This is a genomic window from Brevibacterium aurantiacum (genome assembly GCF_900169065.1).
GTDB classification, from domain to species: Bacteria; Actinomycetota; Actinomycetes; order Actinomycetales; family Brevibacteriaceae; genus Brevibacterium; species Brevibacterium aurantiacum.
The window spans coordinates 50,975-77,014 of sequence record NZ_FXZB01000005.1; the positions used below are offsets into that span (position 1 = coordinate 50,975).

18 protein-coding genes are annotated in these 26,040 nt (G+C 63.7%); 11 read left to right on the plus strand and 7 right to left on the minus strand.

What is annotated here, in order from left to right:
* Positions 1-21: 21 nt before the first annotated feature.
* From BAUR9175_RS04635 to BAUR9175_RS04655, 5 genes are all read left to right on the plus strand, one after another.
* Positions 22-1,401 (plus strand): LLM class flavin-dependent oxidoreductase, encoded by a 1,380-nt coding sequence (locus BAUR9175_RS04635; protein ID WP_101583081.1) that lies wholly within the window; start codon positions 22-24, stop codon positions 1,399-1,401.
* A gap of 137 nt (positions 1,402-1,538) precedes the next feature.
* Positions 1,539-2,804, plus strand: a complete 1,266-nt coding sequence (locus tag BAUR9175_RS04640; RefSeq protein ID WP_101583083.1) for an MFS transporter — start codon at positions 1,539-1,541, stop codon at positions 2,802-2,804.
* Between the two features lie 88 nt (positions 2,805-2,892).
* Positions 2,893-4,446 (plus strand): MFS transporter, encoded by a 1,554-nt coding sequence (locus BAUR9175_RS04645; protein WP_083248703.1) that lies wholly within the window; start codon positions 2,893-2,895, stop codon positions 4,444-4,446.
* A gap of 231 nt (positions 4,447-4,677) precedes the next feature.
* The gene (locus tag BAUR9175_RS04650; RefSeq protein ID WP_101583085.1) at positions 4,678-6,195 is read left to right on the plus strand and encodes an NCS1 family nucleobase:cation symporter-1; all 1,518 of its coding nucleotides are present in this window, start codon (positions 4,678-4,680) and stop codon (positions 6,193-6,195) included.
* A 14-nt stretch (positions 6,196-6,209) separates the two neighbouring features.
* Positions 6,210-6,935, plus strand: a complete 726-nt coding sequence (locus tag BAUR9175_RS04655; protein ID WP_101583087.1) for an aspartate/glutamate racemase family protein — start codon at positions 6,210-6,212, stop codon at positions 6,933-6,935.
* A gap of 18 nt (positions 6,936-6,953) precedes the next feature.
* Here the strand turns inward: BAUR9175_RS04655 and BAUR9175_RS04660 are convergent, their stop codons facing one another.
* Both BAUR9175_RS04660 and BAUR9175_RS04665 read right to left on the minus strand, forming a co-directional pair.
* Complete coding sequence (locus BAUR9175_RS04660; RefSeq protein ID WP_101583088.1) at positions 6,954-7,688, minus strand: GntR family transcriptional regulator; 735 nt, start codon at positions 7,686-7,688, stop codon at positions 6,954-6,956.
* A gap of 33 nt (positions 7,689-7,721) precedes the next feature.
* Complete coding sequence (locus tag BAUR9175_RS04665) at positions 7,722-9,404, minus strand: DUF885 domain-containing protein (protein WP_101583090.1); 1,683 nt, start codon at positions 9,402-9,404, stop codon at positions 7,722-7,724.
* Positions 9,405-9,672: 268 nt separating this feature from the next.
* On the opposite strand from BAUR9175_RS04665, the gene BAUR9175_RS04670 reads away from it, so the two are divergent.
* The 4 genes from BAUR9175_RS04670 to BAUR9175_RS04685 all read left to right on the plus strand — a co-directional run bounded on the left by BAUR9175_RS04670 (position 9,673) and on the right by BAUR9175_RS04685 (position 14,443).
* Positions 9,673-10,869, plus strand: a complete 1,197-nt coding sequence (locus BAUR9175_RS04670) for an MFS transporter (protein ID WP_096146739.1) — start codon at positions 9,673-9,675, stop codon at positions 10,867-10,869.
* Between the two features lie 132 nt (positions 10,870-11,001).
* The gene (locus tag BAUR9175_RS04675; RefSeq protein ID WP_101583092.1) at positions 11,002-11,805 is read left to right on the plus strand and encodes a carbon-nitrogen hydrolase family protein; all 804 of its coding nucleotides are present in this window, start codon (positions 11,002-11,004) and stop codon (positions 11,803-11,805) included.
* A 92-nt stretch (positions 11,806-11,897) separates the two neighbouring features.
* Positions 11,898-12,653: a TetR/AcrR family transcriptional regulator gene (locus BAUR9175_RS04680; RefSeq protein ID WP_069599877.1), complete on the plus strand. Its 756-nt coding sequence runs from the start codon at positions 11,898-11,900 to the stop codon at positions 12,651-12,653.
* Positions 12,650-14,443 carry an MDR family MFS transporter gene (locus BAUR9175_RS04685; RefSeq protein WP_101583094.1) on the plus strand — a complete coding sequence of 598 codons (1,794 nt, stop codon included), beginning with the start codon at positions 12,650-12,652 and terminating at the stop codon, positions 14,441-14,443. Before BAUR9175_RS04680 ends, BAUR9175_RS04685 begins: the two co-directional genes overlap by 4 nt.
* 140 nt (positions 14,444-14,583) lie before the next feature.
* Here the strand turns inward: BAUR9175_RS04685 and BAUR9175_RS04690 are convergent, their stop codons facing one another.
* Both BAUR9175_RS04690 and BAUR9175_RS04695 read right to left on the minus strand, forming a co-directional pair.
* Positions 14,584-14,898, minus strand: a complete 315-nt coding sequence (locus BAUR9175_RS04690; protein ID WP_101583096.1) for a hypothetical protein — start codon at positions 14,896-14,898, stop codon at positions 14,584-14,586.
* A complete protein-coding gene (locus tag BAUR9175_RS04695; protein ID WP_096146736.1) occupies positions 14,895-16,475 on the minus strand; it encodes an acyl-CoA carboxylase subunit beta in 1,581 nt (526 codons plus the stop codon). The genes BAUR9175_RS04690 and BAUR9175_RS04695 overlap by 4 nt, the downstream gene beginning before the upstream one ends.
* Before the next feature lie 67 nt (positions 16,476-16,542).
* Here BAUR9175_RS04695 and BAUR9175_RS04700 point away from each other — a divergent pair, with 67 nt between their 5' ends.
* Both BAUR9175_RS04700 and BAUR9175_RS04705 read left to right on the plus strand, forming a co-directional pair.
* Positions 16,543-17,517: a biotin--[acetyl-CoA-carboxylase] ligase gene (locus BAUR9175_RS04700; RefSeq protein ID WP_096146735.1), complete on the plus strand. Its 975-nt coding sequence runs from the start codon at positions 16,543-16,545 to the stop codon at positions 17,515-17,517.
* Positions 17,514-19,097, plus strand: coding sequence for an adenylate/guanylate cyclase domain-containing protein (locus BAUR9175_RS04705; RefSeq protein WP_069599881.1), 1,584 nt, complete (start codon positions 17,514-17,516; stop codon positions 19,095-19,097). Before BAUR9175_RS04700 ends, BAUR9175_RS04705 begins: the two co-directional genes overlap by 4 nt.
* A gap of 294 nt (positions 19,098-19,391) precedes the next feature.
* Here BAUR9175_RS04705 and BAUR9175_RS04710 read toward each other — a convergent pair whose 3' ends face one another.
* From BAUR9175_RS04710 to BAUR9175_RS04720, 3 genes are all read right to left on the minus strand, one after another.
* Positions 19,392-22,139: a DNA gyrase/topoisomerase IV subunit A gene (locus tag BAUR9175_RS04710; protein ID WP_009884549.1), complete on the minus strand. Its 2,748-nt coding sequence runs from the start codon at positions 22,137-22,139 to the stop codon at positions 19,392-19,394.
* Between the two features lie 258 nt (positions 22,140-22,397).
* Complete coding sequence (locus BAUR9175_RS04715; RefSeq protein ID WP_009884548.1) at positions 22,398-22,952, minus strand: TetR/AcrR family transcriptional regulator; 555 nt, start codon at positions 22,950-22,952, stop codon at positions 22,398-22,400.
* A gap of 368 nt (positions 22,953-23,320) precedes the next feature.
* Positions 23,321-25,993 carry a bifunctional acetate--CoA ligase family protein/GNAT family N-acetyltransferase gene (locus tag BAUR9175_RS04720; RefSeq protein ID WP_069599882.1) on the minus strand — a complete coding sequence of 891 codons (2,673 nt, stop codon included), beginning with the start codon at positions 25,991-25,993 and terminating at the stop codon, positions 23,321-23,323.
* Positions 25,994-26,040: the final 47 nt, after the last annotated feature.

The window sequence follows — 26,040 nt, forward strand, 5'->3', positions numbered from 1 at the left end:
CGACAAGGAAAGAGACACACGATGACGAAACCGATCATTCTCAATGCCTTCGACATGATGACACCGGTCCACCAGTCACCAGGACTGTGGCGCCACCCGGAATCACGAGTCGAGGAATTCACCCAGCTGAACTTCTGGACCGATCTGGCCAAGACCCTCGAGGAAGGAGGATTCTCCTCCCTGTTCCTCGCCGACATCCTCGGCGTCTACGACGTCTACGGAGGCAATGCCGACGTCACCAACCGCGGGGGAGTCCAGTTCCCCCTCCTCGACCCGCTCGTTGCGGTGCCCGCCATGGCAGCGGTGACGAAGACGCTGGGATTCGGTGTGACCGCCTCGGTGACCTACGAACAGCCCTACCTGCTGGCCAGGACGCTGACGACCCTCGACCACTTCACCAACGGGCGCGTGGCGTGGAACATCGTCACCAGCTACGTGGACTCCGCGGCACGCAACCTGGGACTAGAAGGCCAGATCCCACACGATGAGCGCTACGACCGGGCCGAAGAGTACATGGACATCATGTACAAGCTCTTCGAAGGCTCCATCACGCCAGAGGCACTTCGCGCCGACGCCGAGGCCAATGTCTTCGTCGACCCCGACCAGGTTCGCGATATCAATCACGAGGGCAAGTTCTTCACCGTCCCCGGGCAGGCGCTCGCCGTGCCCGGCCCGCAGGGAACACCGCTGCTGTTCCAGGCCGGCGCCTCCAAGCGCGGACAGGAATTCGCCCTCGACCACGCCGAGGCGATCTTCTTCTCCGGACCCACCCCGGAGATCCTGCGCACCTGGGTCGACAAGGTCCGCGACGGACTCGAAGAACGCGGACGGGCCCGCGACAGCGTGAAGATCTTCGCGCTCGCCACCGTCGTCGTCGACGACACCGACGAAGCCGCAGAGGCCAGGCTCGCCGACTACACGCGCTACGTCGACACCGAATCCGCACTCTCCCTCTTCGGAGGCTGGACCGGCGTCGACCTCTCAGGTGCCAAGCCCGAAGACCCGCTGGAATACGTGGCCACCGACGCGAACCAGTCCGCGCTCGCCTCATTCACCACGATGGCCGGTGATAAGACCTGGACCATCCGCGACCTCGCCGAGTTCGTCGCCATCGGCGGACGTGGACCGGTCATCACCGGTGCACCCGCAACGATCGCCGACGAGTTCGAACGTTGGATGGACGAGGCCGACATCGATGGTTTCAACATCGCCGCGGCCGTCCGCCCTGCCGACGCCGAACGGTTCACGAAGTACGTCTCGCCCGAACTGCGTCGTCGCGGTCTCCTGCCCGAACCCGTCGAAGGTGCCACAGTCCGTGAGCAGCTCACGGGACAGGGACCCCGGCTGGCCGATGATCACAAGGGTGCAGGATTCCGGCTGGGATCTGACGCTCTGGTGTGAGCCTGCGCGGGCAAGTTCGACTAGGTGGCCGGTAGATGAGCATTTCGCAGTTGACCTGCGAGTTCATCTGCCGGCCACTTCTGGTGGATAATGGTCTGCGGCCATTTTCCGATCCGCCGATCACCTGAGGATCCCGCATGAGCGCTGCGACGCCCAAGACAACTGCCGAGGCCACCTCGGCGCCCGCCTACAAACGCAAGGCGCTCTTCGCCGCGGCTGTCGGATACGGGCTCGACGGCTTCGATCTGCTCATCCTCAGCTTCGCCCTCGGCGGGATCATCGCCACCTTCGGACTCAGCGACGTCGAGGCAGGGTCACTGTCGACGATCACCCTCTTCGGAGCGGTCCTCGGCGGCATCATCTTCGGATCACTGGCCGACCGCTACGGTCGCGTCCGGGTTCTGACCTGGACCGTTCTCATCTTCGCCGTGTTCACCGGACTGAGCTCAATCGCGCAGGGATACTGGGACATGGCCGCCTACCGGTTCATCGCCGGCATCGGAATCGGCGGCGAGTTCGGCATCGGCATGGCATTGGCCGCCGAGGCGGTGCCGGCCAACCAGCGTGCCCGAGCCACCTCATGGGTGGGCGTGGGATTCCAGATCGGCGTCTTCGCCGCCGCGATCGTCTCCGCTCCGGTGATCGCCCTGTGGGGTTGGCGGGCGCTGTTCGTCATCGGTCTCTTCCCCGCCATCTTCGCCTTCGTCATTCGCCGAGGTGTCGAAGAGCCCGACAAATTCGTGCAGTCCCAGCGGGGCCAGACAGCGGGGGAGTCGGGAGACTCAGCGGAGCTGCCGACATTCGGCGCGAAGATCCGTGCGCTGGTCAAGGACAGGGCGACCGTGAAGATCACCTTCGCGTTGATCGTCCTCTCGACGGTGCAGAACTTCGGGTACTTCGGCATCATCGCCTGGCTGCCCAACTATCTGTCGGAGAAGATGGACCTCGGCGTGACGAAGGGATCACTGTGGACGGCGGTGACGGTGATCGGAATGCTCGCCGGCATCCTCATCTTCGGTCAGGTCGCCGACCGACTGGGCAGGCGTCCTGCCTTCTGGATCTTCCAGGCCGGGGCGATCGTGTCGATCCTCGTCTACAGCCAGATGACCGACCCGAGTGCACTGCTCATCGGCGGCTTCTTCATGGGTGCCTTCGCCAACGGCATGCTCGGCGGTCATGGTGCCCTGCTGGCAGAGATGTACCCCACTCAGGTGAGAGCCACGGCCCAGAACGTCGTGTTCAACATCGGACGCGCTCTCGGCGGACTCGCGCCAGTGGTCATCGCGCTGCTGGCGGACTCCTTCGGCTTCGCCTTCGCTTTCGCGCTGCTGCCGACCATCTACATCATCCAGTTCCTCGCCATGTTCCTGCTCCCGGAGAAGCGCGGCGTCGAACTGGAATAGGGCGACAGCCCCGGCAATCAGCGGTCCGTGACATTTTGTGACGGCCGGGGGAGTGGGCGGGCACGTGCCCAGACCATACTGAGCGATTGTGAATAGTCCAGAACCTGCCGGCACCTCGGCGCACGCACCCCAGACCACCAGCACCGGAGGATCGTCTTCGCGGATCATCCGCAGCGCCTCCGACATCCATTCGGTCCTCGCCGAATTCGGATCCCAGGGCACGAAGACCAAGGCAGTCATCATCCTCGCCCTCGGCGGGATCTTCATGGACGCCTATGACTTCTCCTCCTTGGCCTTCGGCATCACTGCGATCAAGGAGCAGTTCGGGCTCTCCGGTTTCATGACCGGGCTCGTCAACGCCTCGATTATGGTCGGAGCAGTCATCGGTGCTCTCTTCGGCGGATACCTCGTCGACCGCTTCGGGCGCTACAAACTGTTCATGGCCGACATGGTCTTCTTCGTCGTCGCCGCCATCGGCTGTGCCGTGGCTCCCAACGAATGGGTCCTCATCTTCTTCCGGTTCATCATGGGCATCGGTGTGGGCCTCGACCTGCCGGTGGCGATGGCCTTCCTCGCCGAGTTCTCCAAACTCAAGGGCAAGGGAAACCGCTCTCAGCGCGTCAACGCCTGGTCACCTGCCTGGTACATCGCAACGGGCATCGGGTATCTGGTCGTCCTCATCATCTTCGTCACCCTGCCCTATGACCAGCACGCCATCCTGTGGCGAATCGTCGTCGGCTTCGGTGCAGTTCCCGCCCTCATCGTGCTCCTCGTCCGCCGCCGCTACCTCGCCGAATCACCGGAGTGGCTGGCCAACCAGGGCGACCTGCGCGCGGCCGTGGACGTCATGCGCTCACACCACAACCTCGATGTCAGGCTCGCAGACGACGCGAAACGCAGCCCATCGGAATCGACGGATACGGTGGAATCGGCTGATACGATCGCGAACGAAACATCCACTCCGCAAGCACCCACGAGCCAAGCATCTCAGCCTCAAGCGCCCAAGCGCGGAGGCAAGTGGAGCGGGTTCGCAGAACTCTTCGCCCCGCAGTACCGCGTGCGCACGATCGTCGCCCTCTGCGTGTCCGTGTTCTCCACCTTCGGCTACAACGCCGTCGCCTACGGCACCCCGCTGATCATCACGACGCTGTTCCACCAGACTCCGCTGGTCACGATCATCGCCTCACTCGTCATCAACCTCGGGTTCGGGGCCATCGGCGGACTCTTGGGCATGACGATCGTCAACCGGTTCGGCACCCGCCGCATCACGCTCGTGGGCTTCGCGATCCAGGCCGTCGCACTGGCCCTGCTGGCCATCGTCGGCATCCCGACCGGTGCCCTCGTCTTGGTATCGGTGGCAATGCTCGCGGCCTTCGTCTTCGCGCAGGCAGGTGGGCCCGGAGCCAACCTGATGAACTACGCCACCCTGTCCTACCCGACGAGGCTGCGTGGAATCGGCATCGGATTCAACCAGTCCGTGCTGCGTGCGTTCTCGATCGTCTCCCTCATCATGTTCCCGATCCTGGCCGGTTCGATGGGCACCGGAGTCTTCTGGATTGTTGCCTGCGCACCGCTGGCCGGAGCCATCGCCGTGGGCATCGTCAAGTGGGATCCGACGGCCAAGGACGTAGAAGAAGAATAAATGGTATGCCAAAAATCTGATGGCTGAACTGTCGGGTTCAAGCCCGTGACCAGCGGCTGAGCCGCTCGCACGATCCCTGTAGTTGAGCGTATCGACGGCTCTGTTGCAAATGTGTCATTGCGCACAGTCTGTGACTGGGGTTACGCTGAGTTCGAAAGAACCCGCCGTCGCAGCGCAGTGGTATTCAATTTGGTATCCCAGCTCTGTGCCCTGCAGATTTGAGTGACACCCATGTCAAAGACCGAGGCCACGCAGGACTCCGCACCGAAGTGGATGGGGCCGAGCCCCGAACAGCTGGCGGCGCATCGCATCAGTCCCCGGTTCTACAACTCGGATCTGGCGCCCAGTCGCAAAGAAGGGCGCAGTTGGACGGCCTACAGTGTCTTCACTCTCTGGGCCAACGACGTTCACTCGCTGGGCAACTACGGGTTCGCTCTCGGACTCTTCGCCCTGGGCCTGGGGGCCTGGCAGATCCTCGTGGCGCTGCTCGTCGGTGCCGCACTGCTCTTCTTCCTGCTCACGCTCTCCGGCTTCATGGGTCACAAGACGGGCGTGCCCTACCCGGTGATGAGCCGCATCGCCTTCGGCGTCCACGGCGCGCAACTGGCGGCATCTGTGCGCGGAATCGTCGCCATCGCCTGGTTCGGCATCCAGACCTACCTGGCCTCGAGCGTCCTCAACGTCCTGCTCATCACCCTCATTCCCGGTCTCCAGGCGTGGGCCGACACCGAGTTCCTCGGACTCTCCGGGCTGGGCTGGTTCTCGTTCACGCTGCTCTGGATCGTCCAGGTCATCATCGTCAGCTACGGCATGGAGATGATCCGAAAATACGAGGCGATCGCCGGACCGATCATCCTCGTCACCTTCGTCTTACTGGCCATCTGGATGCTCTCCCGCGTCGACTTCTCCATCTCCTGGGCCAGAGAGGACGCCCTGTCCGGGTGGCCGATGTGGATGCACATCCTCGGCGGTGGGTCCCTGTGGGTCGCGATCTACGGCACCTTCGTCCTCAACTTCTCCGACTTCACCCGCGCTGCGAAGAAGAAGGGATCGATCGTCGTCGGCAACTTCTGGGGCATCCCGATCAACATGCTCGTCTTCGGCCTCGTCGTGATCTCCCTGGCCGCAGCTCAGTACAAGATCGACGGCACGGTCATCACCTCACCGGCCGACATCGTGCAGACCATCGGCAACCCGATTCTGCTGGCGCTGGCCTCCCTGGCGCTGCTCATCCTCACCGTCGCGGTCAACCTCATGGCGAACTTCGTCGCTCCGACCTACGCGTTGACGAACATGTTCCCGCGTCATCTCAACTTCCGCAGTGCGGCCATCATCAGCGCGGTCATCGGGTTCGTCATCCTGCCCTGGAACCTCTACGACTCACCCGTCGTCATCGTCTATTTCCTGGGCGGACTCGGCGCTCTGTTGGGACCCCTATTCGGCGTCATCATGGTCGACTACTGGGTGATCAGGAAGACGAAGGTCAACGTTCCCCAGCTCTACACCGAGGCGGGAGACGGCGAGTACTTCTACCACCGCGGAGTCAACTGGCGAGCCATCGGCGCCTTCATCCCCGCCTCCGTCATCTCCCTCGTCTTCGCTCTGGTCCCGGCATTTGCCGGACTCTCGGAATTCTCCTGGTTCAGCGGAGCAGGCATCGCGGCCATCATCTACTTCATCATCGCCCGCCGGAACTTCACCTTCCGCGAGGTCGACGGCGAAGAGATCGCCGTCCCCACCACACACTGATTGAGAGCCCTGCCATGAGAATTCTCATCGTCAACGTGAACACGACTGAGTCGATGACTGAGGGCATCGCCCGCGCGGCACGAGAAGCTGCCTCGGCGGGCACCGAGATCATTGCACTGACCCCCACCTTCGGAGCCGAATCCTGCGAAGGCAATGTCGAGAGCTATCTCGCGGCGCTGGGTGTCATGGACGCGGTGATGAAATATCCGGGGGAGTTCGACGCCGTCGTCCAGGCCGGGTACGGAGAACATGGGCGCGAAGGACTCCAGGAACTCCTCGACGTGCCCGTCATCGACATCACCGAGGCGGGAGCAGCGCTGGCGATGTTCCTCGGCCACAGGTACGCGGTCGTCACGACGCTCGATCGCACCGTTCCCCTGATCGAGGACCGGCTCCTCTTAGCGGGACTCAACACGCACTGCACCTCGGTTCGTGCCTCCGGGATGGCCGTGCTCGAGTTGGAGAATCAGCCTGAGCGCGCCGTAGAGGCGATCGCTGATCAAGCCGCCGAGGCGGTCGAACGTGACCGTGCAGAGGCCATCGTCCTCGGGTGCGGGGGAATGGCCGATCTTAAGCAGGTCATCGTCGAACGCTGCGATGTCCCCGTCGTCGACGGGGTCACCGCCGCAGTGAAGCTGGCCGAATCGTTGGTCGGCCTGGGACTGAAGACCTCGAAGGTGAGGACCTACGCGCCGGCTCGTCCGAAGCAGTTGAGCGGTTGGCCCTTCAGCGCAGCGTGACCTCAGCAGTGTGTGAACTCAGTCCTCGTGTGACTCGGTTCCTTCGGCTGACTCAGTTTCCTCGCGTGACTCAGTTCCCTCATCGACAGCCTTGGCGAGGCGTTCCTTGTGCTTGTCGTGCTGCTCCTGGCTCGTCCCGAGGTGCCGGGCGGCCAGATCCCTGACCTTTGTCTGATCGCGATGGGCGATGGCGTCGTAGAGCTGAGCATGCTCGGTGGCGACGAAGTCGAGGTCATCGTGCTGGCTCAGCTGCCAGCGCATACGGGAGTCGAGGAGCTCACCGATCTCGGCCAGGAGCCGGTTGCCGGAGAGCTCGGTGACGATGGCATGGAAGTCCGCGGCCGAACGGTGGGCGCCGACCACATCGCCGGCCTTCGACAGTTCCTTGCCCTTGGCCATGGTGGCCTCGAGCTTGGCCAAACCCTCCCGATTGTGTCGCTGTGCGGCGAGTTCGAAGGACAGGATGTCGAAGACTGTCCGCACTTCGTTGAGGTCGGCGATGTCACTGGGGGAGAACTCGCGCACCGTCGACCAGGTGTTGGGTCGATTCGCCACCAGTCCCTCGGCAGCGAGCTGCTTGAGAGCCTCGCGGATCGGCACACGACTGACCCCGAGCTCGGTGGCCAGGTTCCGCTCCACCAGCTTGCTGCCGGGCAGACGGATTCCGTCGATGATCTCGTTGCGCAGCACTTCGGTGACCCGCACTGTCTCAGAGCGCGGGCAATCGCTGCGAGGACTGTCATTGTTCTTCACCAGGTCATTCTCCCACCAGTGTTCTGCGCAGCGTCAGCGCTTCATGGCTCGGCCGAGGGCATCGAGGCCGACCGATCCCAGGTTCAGCGCCTTGGTATGGAAGGCCTTGAGATCGAAGTCGGCTCCGGCTCCGGCCTCGGCCTCGGCCTTGGCCTCGTCACGGAACTGCTCCCACAGGCGCTGCCCGATCTTGTAGCTCGGGGCCTGTCCCGGCCAGCCGAGGTAGCGGTCGAGTTCGAAGGCGAGGAAAGAGCGGTCCATGGCGACATTGTCGGTGAGGAACTGCCAGGCCTTCTCCCGGTTCCAGGTCCCACCGCCGAGGCTCTCGGGGGCATCGAGTCCCAAGTGGAAGCCGATGTCGAGGACCACGCGGGCCGCGCGCAGACGCTGCGAGTCGAGCATGCCCAGGTAGTCTCCGGGATCGTCGAGGAAGCCGAGGTCGGCCATGAGCTTCTCCGCGTAGAGGGCCCAGCCTTCACCATGTCCGGAGACCCAGCACATGAGTCGGCGCCAGCGGTTGAGGGTGTCAGAGACATAGGTGGCCTGGCCGACCTGCAGATGGTGGCCGGGCACACCCTCGTGATAGACGGTGGTCTTCTCCTGCCAGGTGGCGAACTCGGTGACGCCTTCGGGCACCGACCACCACATGCGGCCCGGCCGGGAGAAGTCGTCGGTGGGGCCGGTGTAGTAGATGCCTCCGGTGGCCGAGGGCGCGATCATGCATTCGATCGTGCGCACCGGCTCGGGAATGTCGAAGTGGGATTTGCCGAGTTCGGTGATCGCTTCATCGGCGATCTTCTGCATCCACTCCCGCAGCCCGTCCGCTCCGTGCAGGGTCCGATCGGGATCGTTGTTGAGCGTCTCCATGACCTCGAACAGATCGGCTACGGGTTGGATCTTCTCCGCGACTTCGCGCTGCTCGGCGTCGATGCGGGCCAGTTCCTCGAGTCCCCATGCGTAGGTCTCATCGAAGTCGACTTCGGCGCCGAGGAAGTCACGCGAATACAGGGCGTAGGCCTCACGACCGCAGGCCTCATTCTCCGGCGCATCCGGGAGAAGTTCGGCAGCCAGAAAATCGGCGAGGTGGGAAAAGGTCTCACGGCCCGCCTCGGCGTGGGTGCTCAGCTGTTCGCGCAGCGACGACGGGACGTCGGTGGCACCGGCGATGAGCTGGTCGAAGTTGCTGCCGGGTTCGGCCAGCGTGCGGGCCTGTTCGATGACCTTCTCGATCTGGATCCGGGCCGCGACCTGGCCGCGGCTCTTGGCCAGGGCCAAGGACTCCTGATAGCCGGCCACGGAGTTCGGGACGGCCTCCATCGTGGTGGCGATGGTCTCCCAGTCCGCGGTGGTTTCGGTGGGCATGAGGTCGAAGGCGTCGCGGATGGACTGCAGGGGAGATTCGATGACGTTGAGGCTCGAATGTTTGAGTCCGGCGTCGAAATAGTCGCGTTCAACGGTCAACCGGTCGCGCATTGCATCGATGGTCACGAGGTCGACGTCGTCGAGTTCGGCCGTCTTCTCAACCTCGGTGAGCTTGGCCAGCGTTTCGACGGTGAGATCGTTGGCGGCAGCCAGACCGGCGGGGGAGAAGTCATCGAAGCCCTTCGCGCCCTCAATGCCGAGGTAGAGGGCGAGGGACGGGGAGAGCGCAAGTGATCTGTCGACGAATTCTTCAGCAACGGCATCAACGGCCGAAGGGGTTCTCTTCTGGGTCATGATTCTCACCCTATATGACTGAGAACACAGCAATCAGGCGCTAGAGCAAGATCACCCTGAGATGGACCGCCGCCGACGGGGACCACCGGATAGCATGGATTGGTTCCCAGCCCGATCTCAGAAATCAGCCCGATCTCAACGATCAGCGATTCGCCGATCACAGCCGATCGACACTGACCGCAGGCACCGATCTCACCGGGCAGGCTGTTCCCACCGGGCAGCTTGGGGACTGAGCGCATCATTCGACAGGAAGAGAGACTGATCTTCAGTGGCACGGGCACAGCTATGGACCAAGGACTTCGTCGTCGGCATCGGTCTCAACCTGTCGATGTCGATGGTGTTCTACCTCCTCATGACGTCCATGGCCGGCTACGCCGTCGCCAGATTCTCCGCAGGCGAGGCCGCTGCCGGCTTCGCGTCCTCCTCCTTCGTCGTGGGTGCCGTCGTCGCACGTGTGCTGACCGGAAAGTACCTGGACTTCATCGGCCGGAGGAAACTGCTCATCATCACGATGGCGATCTCGATCCTCGCCTCCGTGGCCTATATCTTCGCCGACACCCTGGTCTGGCTCCTCGTCATCCGCATCATCCACGGCATCGCCTTCGGAGCCGGCAACACGGCCATCATGACCGCGATCCAAAGCGTCATCCCGTCCTCTCGCCGAGGTGAAGGCACCGGTTACTTCGGCACCGCCACCACGCTGTCGACGGCCCTGGGCCCCTATCTGGGTGTCATCCTCCCACGTGCCTACGACTTCCCGATGCTCTTCGCAGCCTCGGCGTTCATGTCACTCGTCGCCTTCATCCTCTGCGTCATCATCAAGCTGCCCAAGCAGGAGCTCAGCGACTATCAGCGAAGCAGCAAATGGAACCTCAAACTCTCCACCCTCGTCGATCCGGCAGGGCTGCGGATCGGTTCGATCATGCTCGTCGTCGGCACCGCCTACGCCGCGGCCCTCGTGTTCCTCGCCGGCTATGCCGAGGACAACGGGGTTGCCAGTGCTGCCTCCCTGTTCTTCGTCGCCTTCGCCGTGGCATCTCTGATCGCACGACTGTTCGTCGGTCGCCTGCAGGACACCCTCGGCGACAACTTCGTCATCTATCCCGTCTTCATCTTCAACCTCGTGGGCAACATCCTGCTGGCGATGTGGCCGACCATGACGGGGATCATCCTCGCCGGCGTCTTCGTCGGACTGGGATTCGGCTCGCTCATGCCGTGCATGCAGGCGATCGCCGTGAAATCTGTGCCGATGTCGCGAGTCGCTGTCGCCACCTCCTCGTTCTTCCTGCTCCTTGACGCCGGATCCGGCATCGGGCCGATCATCCTCGGCGCCATCATGCCGCTGACCGGCGGCAGCGGCATGTTCATGCTCTGCGGCGGTCTCGTCATCCTGGCCATGATCCTCTACTACTTCGTCCACGGCCGCCGCCGAGGTGGTCGCCCCGGTCGCGAATACCTGCACTGAGGACGGTGTCGGCTGGGCTTGGTCATTGCCGGCCGGGCTGATGTCGCTGCCAGCTGGACGGAGGTTTCTCAGTTCGTGCGATCGCGATAGCCTGAACCCACCGATGACACCCCTGGATCGCAAGGACTGGCCATGAAATTCGCACTCGCGCAGATCAACTCCACCACCACGGTTGCGGACAACCTCGACAAGGTCCGGGACTACACCAACAGGGCCGCCGAGGCTGGAGCCGAGTTCGTCGTCTTCCCCGAGGCCACGATGTCCGCCTTCGGGCCCGGCCTGCGCGATGTCGCCGAGGCGAACACCGAGTCGTGGCGGTCGGAGATGACCCAGCTGGCAGCCGAGGCCGGAATCACCGTCATCGTCGGCGAGTTCGCGACCTCAGGTGAGAAGGTGATCAACCTGCTTGCCGTCTACACGCCAGAGGGTGAGCGCGAAGACTATGCGAAGATCCACCTCTACGACGCCTTCGGGTTCAAAGAATCCGACACCGTCGTCCCCGGCGAAGACCCGGTCGTCATCGACCTCGCCGGTGAGAGCGTCGGACTGACCCTGTGCTACGACATCCGCTTCCCGAAGCTGTACGCCGAGGTCAGCCGTCGTGGTGCCAAACTCGCCATCGTCTCCGCGTCCTGGGGCGCGGGGAAGGGCAAAGTCGAACAATGGGAGACTCTGGCTCGTGCCCGGGCACTGGACTCCAATATGTTCGTTGCCGCCATCGGCCAGGCCGATCCCGAGGTCAGCGGTGTCGAAGTTCCGCAGAAGGGACCGACCGGCGTCGGCCACAGTCTCGTCTCCGATCCCTTCGGTCACGTCATCACCTCACTGGACGGCCACGAGGCCCTCGAAGTCGTCGAGGTTGACCTCGCCGTAGCTGACAAGGCCGCCGAGGCGATTCCGGTGCTGGCGAACGCGAAGCTCGGGTACCGAGGCTGACTCAGGGGAGAGCTTGAGTCCGGCTGAGAATGTGCCGTAAAACACAGTAGTTGCACTTGAGGCAAAAATGCACCGAGTGCAATAATGTGAATATGGATTCCACATCTTCTAGCGAGCCCGAGGGGCTGCGCGAACGCAAGAAGCGCGAACGCGGTCAGGCTCTGCGTCAAGCCGCCCTCGATCTGGCACTCGAGAACGGGTACGCCAACGTCACCGTCGAAGACATCTGCGAACGCTGCGGAGTCTCACGGCGGACCTTCTTCAACTACTTCTCCAGCAAGGAAGAGGCACTGCTGGGCCGCGCCGACACCGTCTTCGACGATGAGGACCAGCCCGACATCGCAGCGTTCGAGGCAGGCGGCCCGGACGGGCGGCTGCTGTCCGACCTCCAGCACCTGCTGGCCTCGGTCGTGCGCACGCGCTTGAACAAGCGCGAAGAGATGCACCAGTATCACCTGTTGATGAAGCAGGATCCTTCGCTCATGCAGGTTCAGATGTCTCGCATGGGCAACAATGAGCGCCTGTTCCGCGAGATGATCCAACGTCGCCTCGACGGGGGAGCGACGGACTCGGGAACCTCTGCGACCGACGAGAACTCAGCGTCCGACGTGAACCGCAGGGCCACCTCGGCGACCAATAGCTCTTCTGACGATTCCGGCTCAGGCCACTGCCATGACGACGGCGACGGGGTGCCGGTGTCCATCCGCGCCGAGGCTCTGGCCGCCCTGGCGATGATGTCGATCAAGGCGACGTTCCTGCGCCTGCGCAAGGTCGAGGGTGACCCGGCCCCCGTCATCAAAGAACTGTTCGACGAACTACGAGACATTTTTGAGGAGGAAACCGCATGAGCTCAGCAACGCAGACAGCTGAGAAGGCGCCGATCGTCTTGAACAAGAAGACGATCGCCCTCATCTTCTCCGCGCTCATGGCCGCCATGTTCCTGGCGACCCTGGACCAGACGATCGTGTCGACGGCAATGCCGACGATCGTGGGTGAACTCGACGGTGTCGAGCATCAGGCCTGGCTGGTGACCATCTACCTGCTGGCGATGACCATCGTCATGCCGCTGTATGGAAAGTTCGGCGACATGTGGGGTAGGAAGGTCATCTTCCTCGTCGCGATCGCGATCTTCGTCGTCGGCTCATTCGGGTCCGGCATGGCCCAGTCCTTCTGGGAACTCATCGCCTGGCGCGGCTTCCAGGGACTGGGCGGCGGCGGTCTGATGATCCTGTCGCAGGCCATCATCGCCGACATCATTCCCGCCAGCGAACGCGGCAAGTACATGGGCCCGCTCGGCGGACTCTTCGCTATCTCCAGCGTGCTCGGACCGGTCCTCGGCGGCTTCTTCACCCAGCACATGGACTGGCGCTGGTGCTTCTGGATCAATGTCCCGATCGGCATCATCGCCTTCGTCATCGCGCTCTTCGCACTCAAGCTGCCGAGCCACAAGTCGGACAAGAAGGTCGACGTCCTCGGCATCATCTTCATGGTGGCGGCAACCTCGCAGCTGATCCTCGTGACCAGCTGGGGCGGCCACGACTACGACTGGAACTCGCCGACCATCATCGGACTCATCATCGGCACCGTCGTCTCGGCGCTCATCTTCGTCTACATCGAGACCAAGGTCAGCAACCCGATCATTCCGATCTTCCTATTCAAGAACAAGACCTTCGTCCTCTCGACAGTCATCGGCCTGCTGCTGGGCCTGGGCATGTTCTCCGCAATGGCGTTCCTGCCCACGTTCATGCAGATGGCATCCGGGACAGATGTGACAGGATCCGGCCTGCTCATGCTGCCGATGATGGCCGGTGTCATGCTGACCTCCATCGTCTCCGGCTTCATCGTGTCGAAGACCGGCAAGTACAAGATCTACCCGCTCTTAGGCACCCTCATCGCTGGCATTGCTCTGGCCTGGATGACCACGCTGACGGCCGATACCTCGATGGTGCTCATCGGATGCATGATCTTCACCATGGGCTTCGGCCTGGGCCTGGTCATGCAGATCATCGTCCTCGTCATTCAGAACTCCGTGGCCCCGGAGCTGGTGGGCACCGCAACCTCGACGAATAACTACTTCCGCGAGATCGGTGCCTCGGTGGGCACGGCCCTGTTCGGGTCGATCTTCACCTCCCGGCTGGATGACAAGGTCGGCGAAGCCATGTCCCAGGCACCCGGCGGCGCGGCAGCCGGTGGAGCCTCCACCGACTCGCTGACTCCGGAGTCCGTGGCCTCACTGCCCGGACCCATCCATGACCTCGTGGTCAATGCCTATGCGGACGCCCTGGCACCCTCGTTCTGGTACATGGTTCCGGTTTTCCTCGTCGCCTTCGTCCTCGCCTGGTTCCTCCCGCAGCTCAAGCTCTCCGACGTCGCCGGAATGGTGGCTCGTGGTGAAGCTGTCTACGGTGAGGACCTGGGCGGTCCTACACGAGGAGTCGTGAACGATTCGGGCGAGTCGGCGACTGCAGACACAGCGGCGGGTTCGGACGAGTCGGTGGCCGGTGAACGTGGTCCTCAGCGTCTGAGCACGGTCACCGTCGATGACGGATACGCACCGCGTCCTGGAATCGATACCGGAACCATCAACCAAGTGGAGCCCGGGGCCGACCCCGCAAAGGACCAGTACCGGCTGCGGTAAGCATTCCCCTCGGCGAACGGGGTGCACAGTGACATGCTTTGGGCGCCGACAGAAGATCTGTCGGCGCCCAAAGTGTGTCTGGCTGCTGAGCTCGCTGATCTGTCAACGTCCCAACGGCTCAGCGACTCAGCGTCCCGGTGTCAGCGACCCAGTGTCTGCGTCCACGCCTGGGGCAGTCGCCTGCGCACATTGCGACGTGGTGCGTTGAACCCGGCACGGTCATGCTTGGCCGTCTCCATCTGATCGAGGGCAGCAGCCTGATTGGCCGCGTAGGCAAGAGCCACCTGGCGGATCGCGACGACGGCCGCCACCGCAGCGGCACTGGCCATGTCGTCGCTGACGGGCTCGCCGTCGTGTGCGTGCACCTGTGTCCGATCCTCGAACGAGGTGGTTGCAACGTCCTCGAACGAGGTGGCTGCGGCATCGTCGACGGGCTGCGAAACGTCCTCACTCATAGTGGGATGTTACCGTGCTTGCGCGCTGGAGCGTCAACATGCTTGTTCTTCAGCGCCCGCAGCCCGCGCACGATCCGGTTCCGGGTTTCGCTCGGTTTGATGACCGCGTCGATGTAGCCCTCTTCGGCCGCCAGATACGGGTTGAGGAGGGCATCCTCGTAGTCCTGGATCAGTTCGTCACGCAGAGCATCGACGTCTTCGCCTGCCTCGCCGGCGGCCTTGAGCTTGCGCCGATAGACGATGTTGGCAGCCCCCTGGGCACCCATGACCGCGATCTGGGCGCTGGGCCAGGCAAGGTTGAGATCGGCGCCGAGCTGCTTCGAGCCCATGACGCAGTATGCTCCGCCGTAGGCTTTGCGGGTGATGAGCGTGATCAGCGGAACCGTCGCCTCACCGTAGGCGTAGATGAGCTTGGCGCCGCGGCGGATGATGCCGCTGAACTCCTGATCGGTGCCGGGCAGGAATCCGGGCACGTCGACGAAGGTGAGGATCGGAATGTTGAACGCATCGCAGAGGCGCACGAAGCGGGCGGCCTTCTCCGAGGCGTCGATGTCCAGGGTTCCCGCCAGCTGCATCGGTTGGTTCGCGATGACGCCGACGCTGACTCCCTCGACGCGTCCGAATCCGGTGACGACGTTCGGGGCGAAGAGTTCGGAGACCTGCAGGAACTCCGCATCGTCGAGGACCGTGGTGACGACATCGAGGATGTCATAGGGCTGAGACGGCGAATCCGGCATCAGCGTATCCAGGGCCTCGTCCTCAGGTGCGACGCTCAGGTCCGATTCGAACTCGTCGGCATCGGCGGGGTCGAGGTTGTTCTGGGGCAGGAACGAGAGCAGGTCGCGCACATAGTTCAGTGCATCGTCTTCGTCGCTGGCCAGGTAGTGGGCATTGCCGGACACGGTGTTGTTCGTGCGGCCACCTCCCAGCTCCTCATGGCCGACCTCTTCGCCGGTGACGGTCTTGATGACGTCGGGGCCGGTGATGTACATGTGACTGGTCTGATCGACCATGATCGTGACGTCGGTCAGCGCGGGGGAGTACACGGCACCGCCGGCCGAGGGGCCCATGATGAGCGAGATCTGCGGGATCACGCCGGAGGAAGCCACATTGAGGCGGAAGATCTCTGCGAACAGGGCGATCGAGCCCACACCCTCCTGGATTCTGGCGCCGCCGGAGTCGTTGATGCCGATGATGGGGCAGCCCAGCTTGATGGCAAGCTTCTGGACCTTGACGATCTTCCGACCATTCGCCTCGGCGAGGGAGCCGCCGAGGACGGTGAAGTCGTGAGCGAACACGGCCACGGTCCGGCCCTCGATCGTGCCCAGACCGCACACGACACCGTCACCATCGGGGCGGTTGTTCTCCATCCCGAACTGGTGGTTGTGGTGGCGCGCAAACTCGTCGATCTCCTGGAACGAATCCTCGTCGAGGAGCGCTTCGATGCGTTCGCGAGCGGTCTGCTTGCCGCGTTTGTGCTGGTTCTCCACCGACTTCACATTGCCGGTGTGGGCCGCGTCCCGGCGCTGGACGAAAGCGTCGATGCGCTCGGCTGTTGTACGTGGGGTATCCGTCATGCCTCCACAATAACGACGCAGGGTGCGATCATTGTGCACTCTCGCCAAAAGAATCTAAAGTGGTCTGGTGAACAGCCAACACATTCCCTTCCTCGTCGATGTCGAATCACTGCGCCGCAAGGCCGCGGACCGTGGTTTCGATCTCCCTACTGTCATCTGGGACGACGTCTGTTCGTCGACGAACGACGAGTTGGCCTCACTGGTCCGCGGGCAGACGCAGCTTCGCGAGCACCCCACCGATCGCACTCGCCGTATCGCAGCATCCGACGGCATCGACCTCGCCGAGGTGCCCGCCCAGTTCTCCGTCTACGGCACCGATCATCAGAACGCCGGACACGGGCGCCTGGGCCGGACCTGGACCGTGCCCCCGCGTCGTTCGCTGACGTTTTCGATCCTGCTGGAGCCCGGTGCCGTCTTCGACTCCTGGGGATGGATTCCCCTGATCGCCGGTGAGGCAGTCAGATCTGCCATCGCCGAGGCGGGAGTGCCTGCCGTACTCAAGTGGCCCAACGATGTGCTCACCGAAGACGGAAAGAAACTGTGCGGGATCCTGGCCCGAGTCGAACCGGCGCCGAGCGGACCGCGAATCGTCTTGGGGATGGGGATCAACACCCGCCTGCAGTCAGATGATCTGCCACGTGAGAGCGCCAGTTCGATTGCCATCGAAACGGACACCGACGGTTCAGAAGTTGCTCATGAAGACTTGTTAATCTCAATCCTGAGCACACTGATTCCTGCCTACAGGGAGCTTGTCGAATATGACGATGATGATTTCAGCCGCAGCGCAGCCGGTGCCAAGGTGCGTGCGAACATGGTGACCCTCGGGACTCGGGTCAGAGTCGAACGCCCCGACGGAAGCAACCTGTACGGCCGAGCCACCGGACTCGACTCCGGCGGCGATCTCATCATCGACAACGACATCAGTGTCAGCGCCGGCGACGTCCACCACCTGCGACCGGCCGCCGAGTCTGCTGACGAAGCTGAGCCAGCAGTGTCGAACGAGCCAACAGTGACGAACACGGAAGTCGAGGGCCACAGATGACAGGTGTCTCGGACTTCACCGCCGAATTCAACATCGTCTCCGACGACGGTCAAGACCCAGTCGACGAGCAGCAAGGTCCTGTCGATGAGTCGCCGAACTCGGCCGACGCTCCACAGGCTTCGGCCGATGAACCTCAGGGTGTCGCAGATGAGTCCCACGGCTCCGGCCAGGAGAGTCACGACTCGGTCCAAGAGGTTCACAACTCAGCGTCATCGGGCATGAACTCGATACCAGTGGTCACGGAGGACCAGATCGACGATTCGTCCACCTCCAACGCACCTCCCGCGGCCACCCCATCCCCTTCGATGCCGGGAATCGAGCACGGTGATGACGACCTCCCGGCCACCTCGGTGACGGATTCCGTCCCCAGGGACGAGGACGGTTCCAGCGGTGAGACGGATTCGTCCGAGGCCTCGGGACAGCTGGATGAGAAGGCTCGCGGAGACTTCTTCGGAGGGCTGCATGAGGACCCGCGAACTGCGGCCCTGCAGATCGTCGGCGAAGGTGACGAGGACGAAGACGAGACCGTCTACGAAACGCGCAGCGCGGCCGAACGCCTCGAGGAGATCCTCCTCGACGGCAAACGCGTGCTCGACCGGCGTGAAGCGGCGAAACTCGGGGGCATCTCCACGGTCTCTGCGCGCAAGATGTGGCGAGCATTGGGCATGTCCCAGACGGACGGCATAGAGAAGGCCTACACCGTCAGCGACGCCCATGCGCTGCGCATGTGGGCCAAGCCTGTCGCCGACGGCCTCATTGATCAGTCCACTGCCCTGTCACTGGCCCGCGCGATCGGTCAGACCACGGACCGTCTCGTCGTATGGCAGATGGAGACTCTCGTCGACTTCCTCACTGAGGAGGAGGGCCTGACCGATCCCGAGGCCAGACGCGACGCGCTGCAGCTCGTCGAGGACATGGTCGATCCTCTGCAGAAGATGCTGACGTATTCCTGGCGGCGCAACCTCGCCGAGGTGATGGGTCGCCTCAACGTCAACGTCTCCGATGGTCTGGCCATCGACAACAGGCAGGGTTGGTACGACTCGTCGATGCCGCTGGCACGTGCGGTCGGCTTCATCGACCTCGTCTCCTATACACGGCTGTCGCAGAAGATGGAGCCCAGACAGTTGGCGAATCTGGTCCAGGAGTTCCAGGGCATGGCCTACAACATCGTCGCCACTGGTGGCGGTCGCGTCATCAAGACTGTCGGCGATGAGGTGTTCTTCGCTGCCGAGACGCCCTTGGGCGGAGCGGAGATCGCGATGACCCTGATGGAACGCGTTACCGCTGCCCAGGATCTGCCGCAGGCCCGCGTCGGATTCGTCTGGGGCAGGGTCCTGTCTCGCCTGGGCGACATCTTCGGTTCCAGCGTCAATCTGGCTGCCCGGCTGACCGCGGTTGCCGATCCGGGAACGATCTTCACCGATGAGGACACGGCTCGGGTGCTCTCCGCCTCGGATGCCTATGTGTTCGAGCGGCGCGAATCTCTGTCGCTCCAGGGGCTGGGGGAGACCGGTATCGGCGAGATGAAGCGCGGTACGGCCGCCCAAATGCAGCTGGATCTCGACGACGACGACAACTGAGCCAGGCACTCCAACTGAGCCAGGCACTCCAACTGAGCCAGGCACTCCAACTGAGCCAGGCACTCCAACTGAGCCAGAGGCTCCAACTGAGCCAGGTTCCGCGACGCATCACGCACCGGTTGGTCTACACAGCACCGTTGGCTGCGCTGCGCACTGTTAGCCGTAAGGCATACAGTTGCAGTGGTTGTTTGTGCGAATACGGGTACCACGTGTGCAGTGATCTGTGATCACAATCACTACTGACGACAGGGCAGCTTTTCTCGTCCGATATCTCGGAAAGCCCTGCCAGGTTCCTCAGAACAGTGCGGTGTCGTCATCGTCGTCGTCATCATGGGAGACGATGACGGCGTCGTCGGAGTCGATCTTCGAGCGGGCGATCTCTTCCTTCGCCTCATCGAGATCCGGCCCGCCGTCGAGGTCGAGATCGAGTTCACCGAAGTTCGTCGCCAGGCCCTGAGTGCGCGTGGCAGCCGAGGACGATGAGCCCCCGCCGGAGGCCGCACCCCCGTCACCGGAAGCGTCAGTACCTGCCGCGCCTGAGTCACCTGCACCGGCTCCGCCGCCTGAAAGGGCCGCCTCGGCGTCACCGAGGCGGGGGACCGTCCCGATGACGTCGATCTTGGATTCCAGCGGCGAACCGGTGGCATCGCGCCTCGACATCTCGGCTGGCAGGGTCCTGGCCCCACCCGCCTGCGCAGCGGCCTGCGGAGAGTCGCCGACCCATGCCAGGGACAGCTCGGTCTCTCCCTTGAGGAACTTATGGGCACGCACACCCGAGGTCGCACGACCCTTGGTCGGATATTCGGAGAAGTCGCTGACCTTGATCGATGACGAGGGTGCGCCGTAGAAGTTCTCGCCGCTGGCGACGGTGACCACGGCGAACGTGCCGATGTTGGTGTCGGCGTCGCCTTCCTCATCGGTCTTGGCCGCCTTGGGCGTCATTCCGAAGAAGAGGGCGCGCGCATCGGCGGCAACCTTCATACCTGCCACACCAGAGGCGTTCCAGCCTTGGGCTCTCAGCCCGGAGGCGTCGAAGGCCAGCAGCTGTGCGTTCGAGGTCACGAACACAGCCAGGGACTCATCGATGTCCTTCGGCTGGGCGACGCCGATGACGGAGTCCTTGCCCTTGAGCGTGATCGCTTCCCATTCGCTCTTGTTCGGCCGCGCGGCCACGGACACGCGTTTGACGACTCCGCCCGCGGTGCCGAGGACGAATTCACGATCGAGGTCGATGAGGCCGAGGACGGTTTCGTTCTTCTCCAGCGTCACGTAGTCGGCGATCTTGACGCCGCCGGCGACGTTGGGCCGGGTTGCGGCCGGGGGCAGGGCTGGCAGGTCGACGACATCGACCATGTGCAGACGACCGGTCGAGGTCACCGCACCGACCTTGCCCTGAGTCGTCGACACGATCTCCGAACGCAGCGCGTCGTGGCTCGAGCGCTTCCCGACCCTCTGCAGCGGTGAGGCATCGGCGGTCCGGGCGATCCGGCCCGATGTTGAGAGCAGGACTCGGCAGGGGGCGTCGGCGATCTTGAGGTCTGCCTGCGCCTTCTTGCCCTTGGCAGAGAGCTCCTTCATCGAGCCTTCGATGAGGACCGTGCGCCGAGGTGAGCCGATGGCTTCCGCCGTCGCCTCGAGTTCGGTGGCGACGAGTTCACGCAGCTTGGCCTCATCGGCGAGCAGGTCTTCGAGGTAGGCGATCTTCTTGCGCAGTTCGTCGCGTTCGGCCTCGAGTTCGATCCGCGAGAACTTGGTCAGCCTGCGCAGCTGCAGGTCGAGGATGTAGGTGGCCTGGAGCTCCGAAAGTTCGAAGACGTCCATGAGGCGGGTGCGTGCCGTGGCCGCATCGTCGGAGGAGCGGATGAGCTGGATGACCTCGTCGATGTCGAGGATCGCAATGAGCAGACCTTCGACGAGGTGGAGGCGGTCCTTGGCCTTGCGCAGCTGGAACACCGTGCGGCGTCGGATGACGTCGATGCGGTGGGCGAGGTAGACGGTCAGCAGTTCGCGCAGACCCAGCGTCCGTGGCTGACCGTCGACGAGGCAGACATTGTTCATGCTGAACGATTCCTCGAGCGGGGTCTGCCGGTAGAGTTCGGCGAGGACAGCCTCCGGATTGAACCCGTTCTTGATGCCGATGACCAGGCGCATGCCGTTCTTGCGGTCCGAGTAGTCATCGATCGAGGCGATGCCGGTGAGCTTCTTCGCCCCGACGGCGTCCTTGACCTTGGACACGACCTTTTCGGGGCCGACGAGGTAGGGCAGCTCGGTGACGACGATGCCCTTGCGCCGGGCGTTGATGTTCTCGATTGAGACGGTGGCCCTGGTGCGGAACGTTCCTCGTCCGGTCTCATAGGCTTCGCGCACACCGTCGAGTCCGATGATCCGCCCGCCGGTGGGCAGATCAGGGCCGGGGATGAAGCGCATGAGCTCGGCAAGGCCGGCCTCCGGATTGCGGATCAGGTGGCAGCAGGCGGCGATGACCTCACCGGGATTGTGCGGGGCCATGTTCGTGGCCATGCCCACGGCGATTCCGGAGGTGCCGTTGATGAGCAGGTTCGGGAATGCGCTGGGCAGAACCTCGGGCTGAGTCAGAGTGTTGTCGTAGTTTCCGACGAAGTCGACGACATCTTCGTCGAGGCCGGCGATCATCTGCATCGAGGCCGATGTCAGTCGGGCCTCTGTATAACGTGGGGCGGCTGGGCCGTCGTCGAGGGAACCGAAGTTTCCGTGGCCGTCGACGAGCGGAACGCGCATGATGAAGCTTTGGCTCAGGCGCACCAGGGCATCGTAGATTGCGGTGTCACCGTGAGGGTGGAGCTTGCCCATGACATCGCCGACGATGCGGGAGGACTTCACATGGCCGCGCTCCGGGCGCAGACCCATGTCGCCCATCTGGTAGACGATGCGGCGTTGGACCGGCTTGAGGCCGTCACGTGCGTCGGGCAGTGCGCGGGAGTGGATGACCGAGACCGCATATTCGAGGAACGAACTCTCCATCTCCGACGAGACGTCGACATCGATGACTCTGCCTTCGGTCATGGAACTCCTTTGACTGGGACGCGCGAATGTTCTCCGGATGCTCTCCCGAGCGCCGAGTCGGTGCAGGCGCAACGGAGAGCACCCATTGATTCTAGCGTTCGATTAGAGTTCTATGGCCCAATCGGCCTCGGTCGAGGGTTCGTGTCGCACGCGAAGGCCGTAGAAGAGTGTCGCAGGCGAAGGTTCGTGTCGCAGGCGTAGGTCATGGAGGAGTGTCGCACGCGAAGGCGGTACAGGAGGGGAGTGCTGGTCGTGTGTTTAAGACTGCGCTGCGATGTCGCGCTTCCACTTGAGGAACTCGCTCATGTACTGCTCGATGTGCGAGCGGTCCGCGGTTCCGGCCATGAGCTCACTGACCATCATGCCCATCACCGAGCTGTTGATCCGGCGCGCGAGGTCGGCGTCGACCTGACCGAAGCGCATGATGAACTCATTGATGCTGCGCATGTTCCTCTGCTTCGCCACCACCGCTTCATCGGGCAACGCCGGGTCGAGGCTGAGCATGATCATCGTGTAGAAGCGATTGCGGTCCGTGGTCAGCCAGTTCATGCAGAAATCGACGGCGATCTCCTGTGCGGGCTTTCCACTGTCCCGGAACATGTCGGGCAGACGGTCGAGCTGCTGCGAGTTGAGGTCTCCGATGCGCCCCATGATTCCTGTGATCAGGGCGTCGCGGGTGCGGTAGACATTCGAGGTGGAGCCGACAGGCAGCTCGGCGAGGGCATCGACTGCCCGGTGGGTGAGTCCACGAACTCCCTGTTCGGCGACTACGGCAATCGCGGAGTCGGTGACGACGTCTCTTCGTGAAATCATTTCTTTCAGGCCTCACTCTCGTGAGGCACCTGCAGTACAGGTGCCTTTTGGATGGTGGATGGCCAGCGGTTGGCCACAGACTATGGCCAATGTTTGGCCGCACACTAAAACACGAATTCATAACGTTTCGTGTCGAACGGATACAGACACTACCTGCAAAGCAGAAGAATTGGTATAAGACTCGCCAAACTGACAGTCGGTTCCCACTAAACGGGGCATGTCTTCGTCCCATGGGCTCTGACTCCACCTTAGTGTCATGCGCGCGAAGGTGCCACCGTCTGGCCACCAGACCCTCCTCGGCAGCGGCCACGGGACCTGCCGGCCGATTCGACCAGCGCCTCTGTGCCAGTCGGCCCGCCCGCCGCCGATCAGCTGAGCAGGCGCCTCGTCGAGTCGATGCGCGTCGGGTCGAGGAGCAGATCGATCCGGGCGCTGAGGACATGCCCCTCGGTCTCCGTCGCGACCATCGGGTGGATGACGAGCTCGCGGATCTGCGGGTGGCGTTCGACGAGGACCGAGAGCCGTTCGAGCACATTGCCCAGCGGGTCGATATTCATCGGCGGCAGTCCCCGGTACCCGAAGAGTCGCGGCGAGGCCTTGATCGACTTGATCATGTCCCCGGCCTCCCTGTCGGTGAGCGGGGCGACCCGATGTGAGACATCGCCGAGCAGCTCGGTGGTGTCCCCGGCCAGAGAGAACGACAGCAGCGGCCCAAGAAGCGGATCCTCTCCGGCGCGGATGACGCAGGGGACTCCGTGTGGGGCCATGGTCTGGACATCGACAAGGGGATCCGAGTCCCCGATCACCTGGCGGATGATCCGCTGGATCGCCGTGAAGTCCTCCCTCAGCTCCTCGGGGGAGTCGATGTTCAGCCGCACCCCGCCGAGTTCCATGCGATGGCGCAGCACATTCGTCACTGCCTTGAGCGCCACGGGATAGCCGATCTCTTCGGCAGCGGCCAGACCCTCCTCGACCGAGGCGGCCGTGATGTAGGGCAGGACCTCGATGCCGTAGCAGGACAGCAGCGCCCGGGTGTCGCTGCGTTCGAGGCGGACGGGAGTTCCCGGCCGAGCATCGGAGAGGGCGGACTCGATGATCGAGCGCACCCCCTTGTCGTCGAGGTCCTCGATCTCGAGGAACCGGCCGTGGTCTGCGGCGCGCCAGCGCGAATAGTCGGTGGCCCTGGCCAGCGCCCAGACGGCGTCCTCCGGGCCCACGTAGCTGGGCACGGTGCGAGAGACCCGCGCCCCCTCGTCATCGGTGAGGTAGGTCGTCAGTTCGTCCTTGACACCGTGGATTCCGAGGAAGCAGGCGACGGTCGTCTTCTGGGATCTGGCCGCGGCCTCTGAGAGGTGCGCTGCGATCTCCGCTTCCTCGGCTCCTGCCGAGGGGGTGAACGTGACGATGACCGAGTCGATGTCGTCGCGGGCATACATGGCATCGAGCTCGGTCCGGAATCGCTCGGCGTCGACCTCGGGGTGCAGGGAAACCGGCTCGGCCTCGACATGCAGTCCCTCCGAGCGTGAGCGTTGGACGAGGAGGGTGGCCATCGCGGCCGAATTGCCGATGACGCCGACCCGTCGCCCGGCGGGCAGGCTCTGAGTCGAGAAGACCTGAGCGAGGTCGAAGAGCTGGTGGATCGTGTCCGCCCTGATCACTCCGGCCTGTCCGAGCACCTGGTCAAGGGTGTTCGGGGCCAGGGAGGAGGTGCGCACGATGTGTCCCGGAGGCAGTTCCCTGCCCGTGAGATCGGACTTGATGACGATGATCGGTTTGACCCGGGAGACGCGGCGGGCGATGCGGGAGAACTTGCGCGGGTTGCCGATCGACTCGAGGTAGAGTCCGACGGTCTTCGTGTCCGGGTCCTCCTCCCAATACTGGAGGACGTCATTGCCGGACATATCGGCGCGGTTGCCCGCGGAGACGAAGGTCGAGATCCCCAGGCCGCGGTTCTTCGCCGCCGAGAGCAGCGCGGTCCCGAGCGCGCCCGACTGGCTGAAGAGTCCCAGCGAACCCGAATCCGGCAGGAACGGGGCCAGGGAGGCGTTGAGGGAGACATCGGCGGCCTCGTTGACGAGGCCGAACGAATTCGGGCCCACCACGCGCATTCCGTAGGCGCGGGACGTGGCGACCATTCTTCTCTGCAGTTCGGCACCCTCGTCGCCGGTCTCGGCGAAGCCCGAGGAGATGACGAGCACCGCCTTGACCCCGTGGGCCGCGCACTCCTGGACCACCTCGGTGGCCGATTCCGCGGGAACCGCGATCACGGCGAGATCCGCGGTGCCGGGAAGATCTTCGAGGGTCCTGTACGCCTGGACCCCTGCGATCTGGTCCGCCTCGGGGTGGACGACCCAGAGGTCGCCCGTGAACTTCGCCGCGGTGATGTTGCGGATGAGGAGATGGCCGGTGGAGTTGCGTTTGCGGCTGGCGCCGATGACCACCACCGAGGTGGGGTGGAGGACCGTGCGTACGCTCAGGGCCTCGGCGCGGTGCTCCCGCGAGGCCTGCACCTCGATCGAGCGTGTGGTCGGGTCGATGTCGAAGTTCACGGCGACGACCCCGTCGTCGAAGCCGCGGGTGACCTCGTAGCCGGCGGCCTGGAAGACCTGGAGCATCGAACGATTCTGGGGGAGCACCTCGGCGGTGAACTTGCGGATCCCCGATTCCCGGGCGGCGGCCGCGAGGTGTTCGAGGAGGATCGAACCGATGCCGCGTCCCTGATGGGCGTCGGCGATGTTGAAGGCAACCTCCGCCGAGGTGGCCGAGATCTTGTCGAAGCGTCCGACGCCGATGATGTCGTCGCCGATGAGCATGATCAGCGCCACTCTGTCATGGTGGTCGACGTTGACGAAGCGCTCGAGGTCGCGCTTGGGCAGCCTCGGCAGAGGCGCGAAGAAACGCAGGTAGACGGACTCGGGCGATTGGGCCTCGTGCATCCGGGACAGGGCCTCGGCGTCGGCGGGAACGATGGGGCGCAGGTGGGCCGTGCCGCCGTCGCGCAGGACGACATCGGCTTCCCAGCCGGCAGGATAGTTTTCCATGCTCCCAGCATAAGCGGACGGTGAGAGTCCCTGACCGTACATGAACT

Bases quoted from the DNA above. Each gene is read 5' to 3' on its own strand.
- BAUR9175_RS04635 (WP_101583081.1), top strand. From the start codon at position 22: ATGACGAAACCGATCATTCTCAATGCCTTCGACATGATGACACCGGTC.
- BAUR9175_RS04640 (WP_101583083.1), top strand. From the start codon at position 1,539: ATGAGCGCTGCGACGCCCAAGACAACTGCCGAGGCCACCTCGGCGCCC.
- BAUR9175_RS04650 (WP_101583085.1), top strand. From the start codon at position 4,678: ATGTCAAAGACCGAGGCCACGCAGGACTCCGCACCGAAGTGGATGGGG.
- BAUR9175_RS04655 (WP_101583087.1), top strand. From the start codon at position 6,210: ATGAGAATTCTCATCGTCAACGTGAACACGACTGAGTCGATGACTGAG.
- BAUR9175_RS04665 (WP_101583090.1), bottom strand. From the start codon at position 9,404: ATGACCCAGAAGAGAACCCCTTCGGCCGTTGATGCCGTTGCTGAAGAA.
- BAUR9175_RS04675 (WP_101583092.1), top strand. From the start codon at position 11,002: ATGAAATTCGCACTCGCGCAGATCAACTCCACCACCACGGTTGCGGAC.
- BAUR9175_RS04680 (WP_069599877.1), top strand. From the start codon at position 11,898: ATGGATTCCACATCTTCTAGCGAGCCCGAGGGGCTGCGCGAACGCAAG.
- BAUR9175_RS04685 (WP_101583094.1), top strand. From the start codon at position 12,650: ATGAGCTCAGCAACGCAGACAGCTGAGAAGGCGCCGATCGTCTTGAAC.
- BAUR9175_RS04690 (WP_101583096.1), bottom strand. From the start codon at position 14,898: ATGAGTGAGGACGTTTCGCAGCCCGTCGACGATGCCGCAGCCACCTCG.
- BAUR9175_RS04695 (WP_096146736.1), bottom strand. From the start codon at position 16,475: ATGACGGATACCCCACGTACAACAGCCGAGCGCATCGACGCTTTCGTC.
- BAUR9175_RS04705 (WP_069599881.1), top strand. From the start codon at position 17,514: ATGACAGGTGTCTCGGACTTCACCGCCGAATTCAACATCGTCTCCGAC.
- BAUR9175_RS04710 (WP_009884549.1), bottom strand. From the start codon at position 22,139: ATGACCGAAGGCAGAGTCATCGATGTCGACGTCTCGTCGGAGATGGAG.
- BAUR9175_RS04715 (WP_009884548.1), bottom strand. From the start codon at position 22,952: ATGATTTCACGAAGAGACGTCGTCACCGACTCCGCGATTGCCGTAGTC.
- BAUR9175_RS04720 (WP_069599882.1), bottom strand. From the start codon at position 25,993: ATGGAAAACTATCCTGCCGGCTGGGAAGCCGATGTCGTCCTGCGCGAC.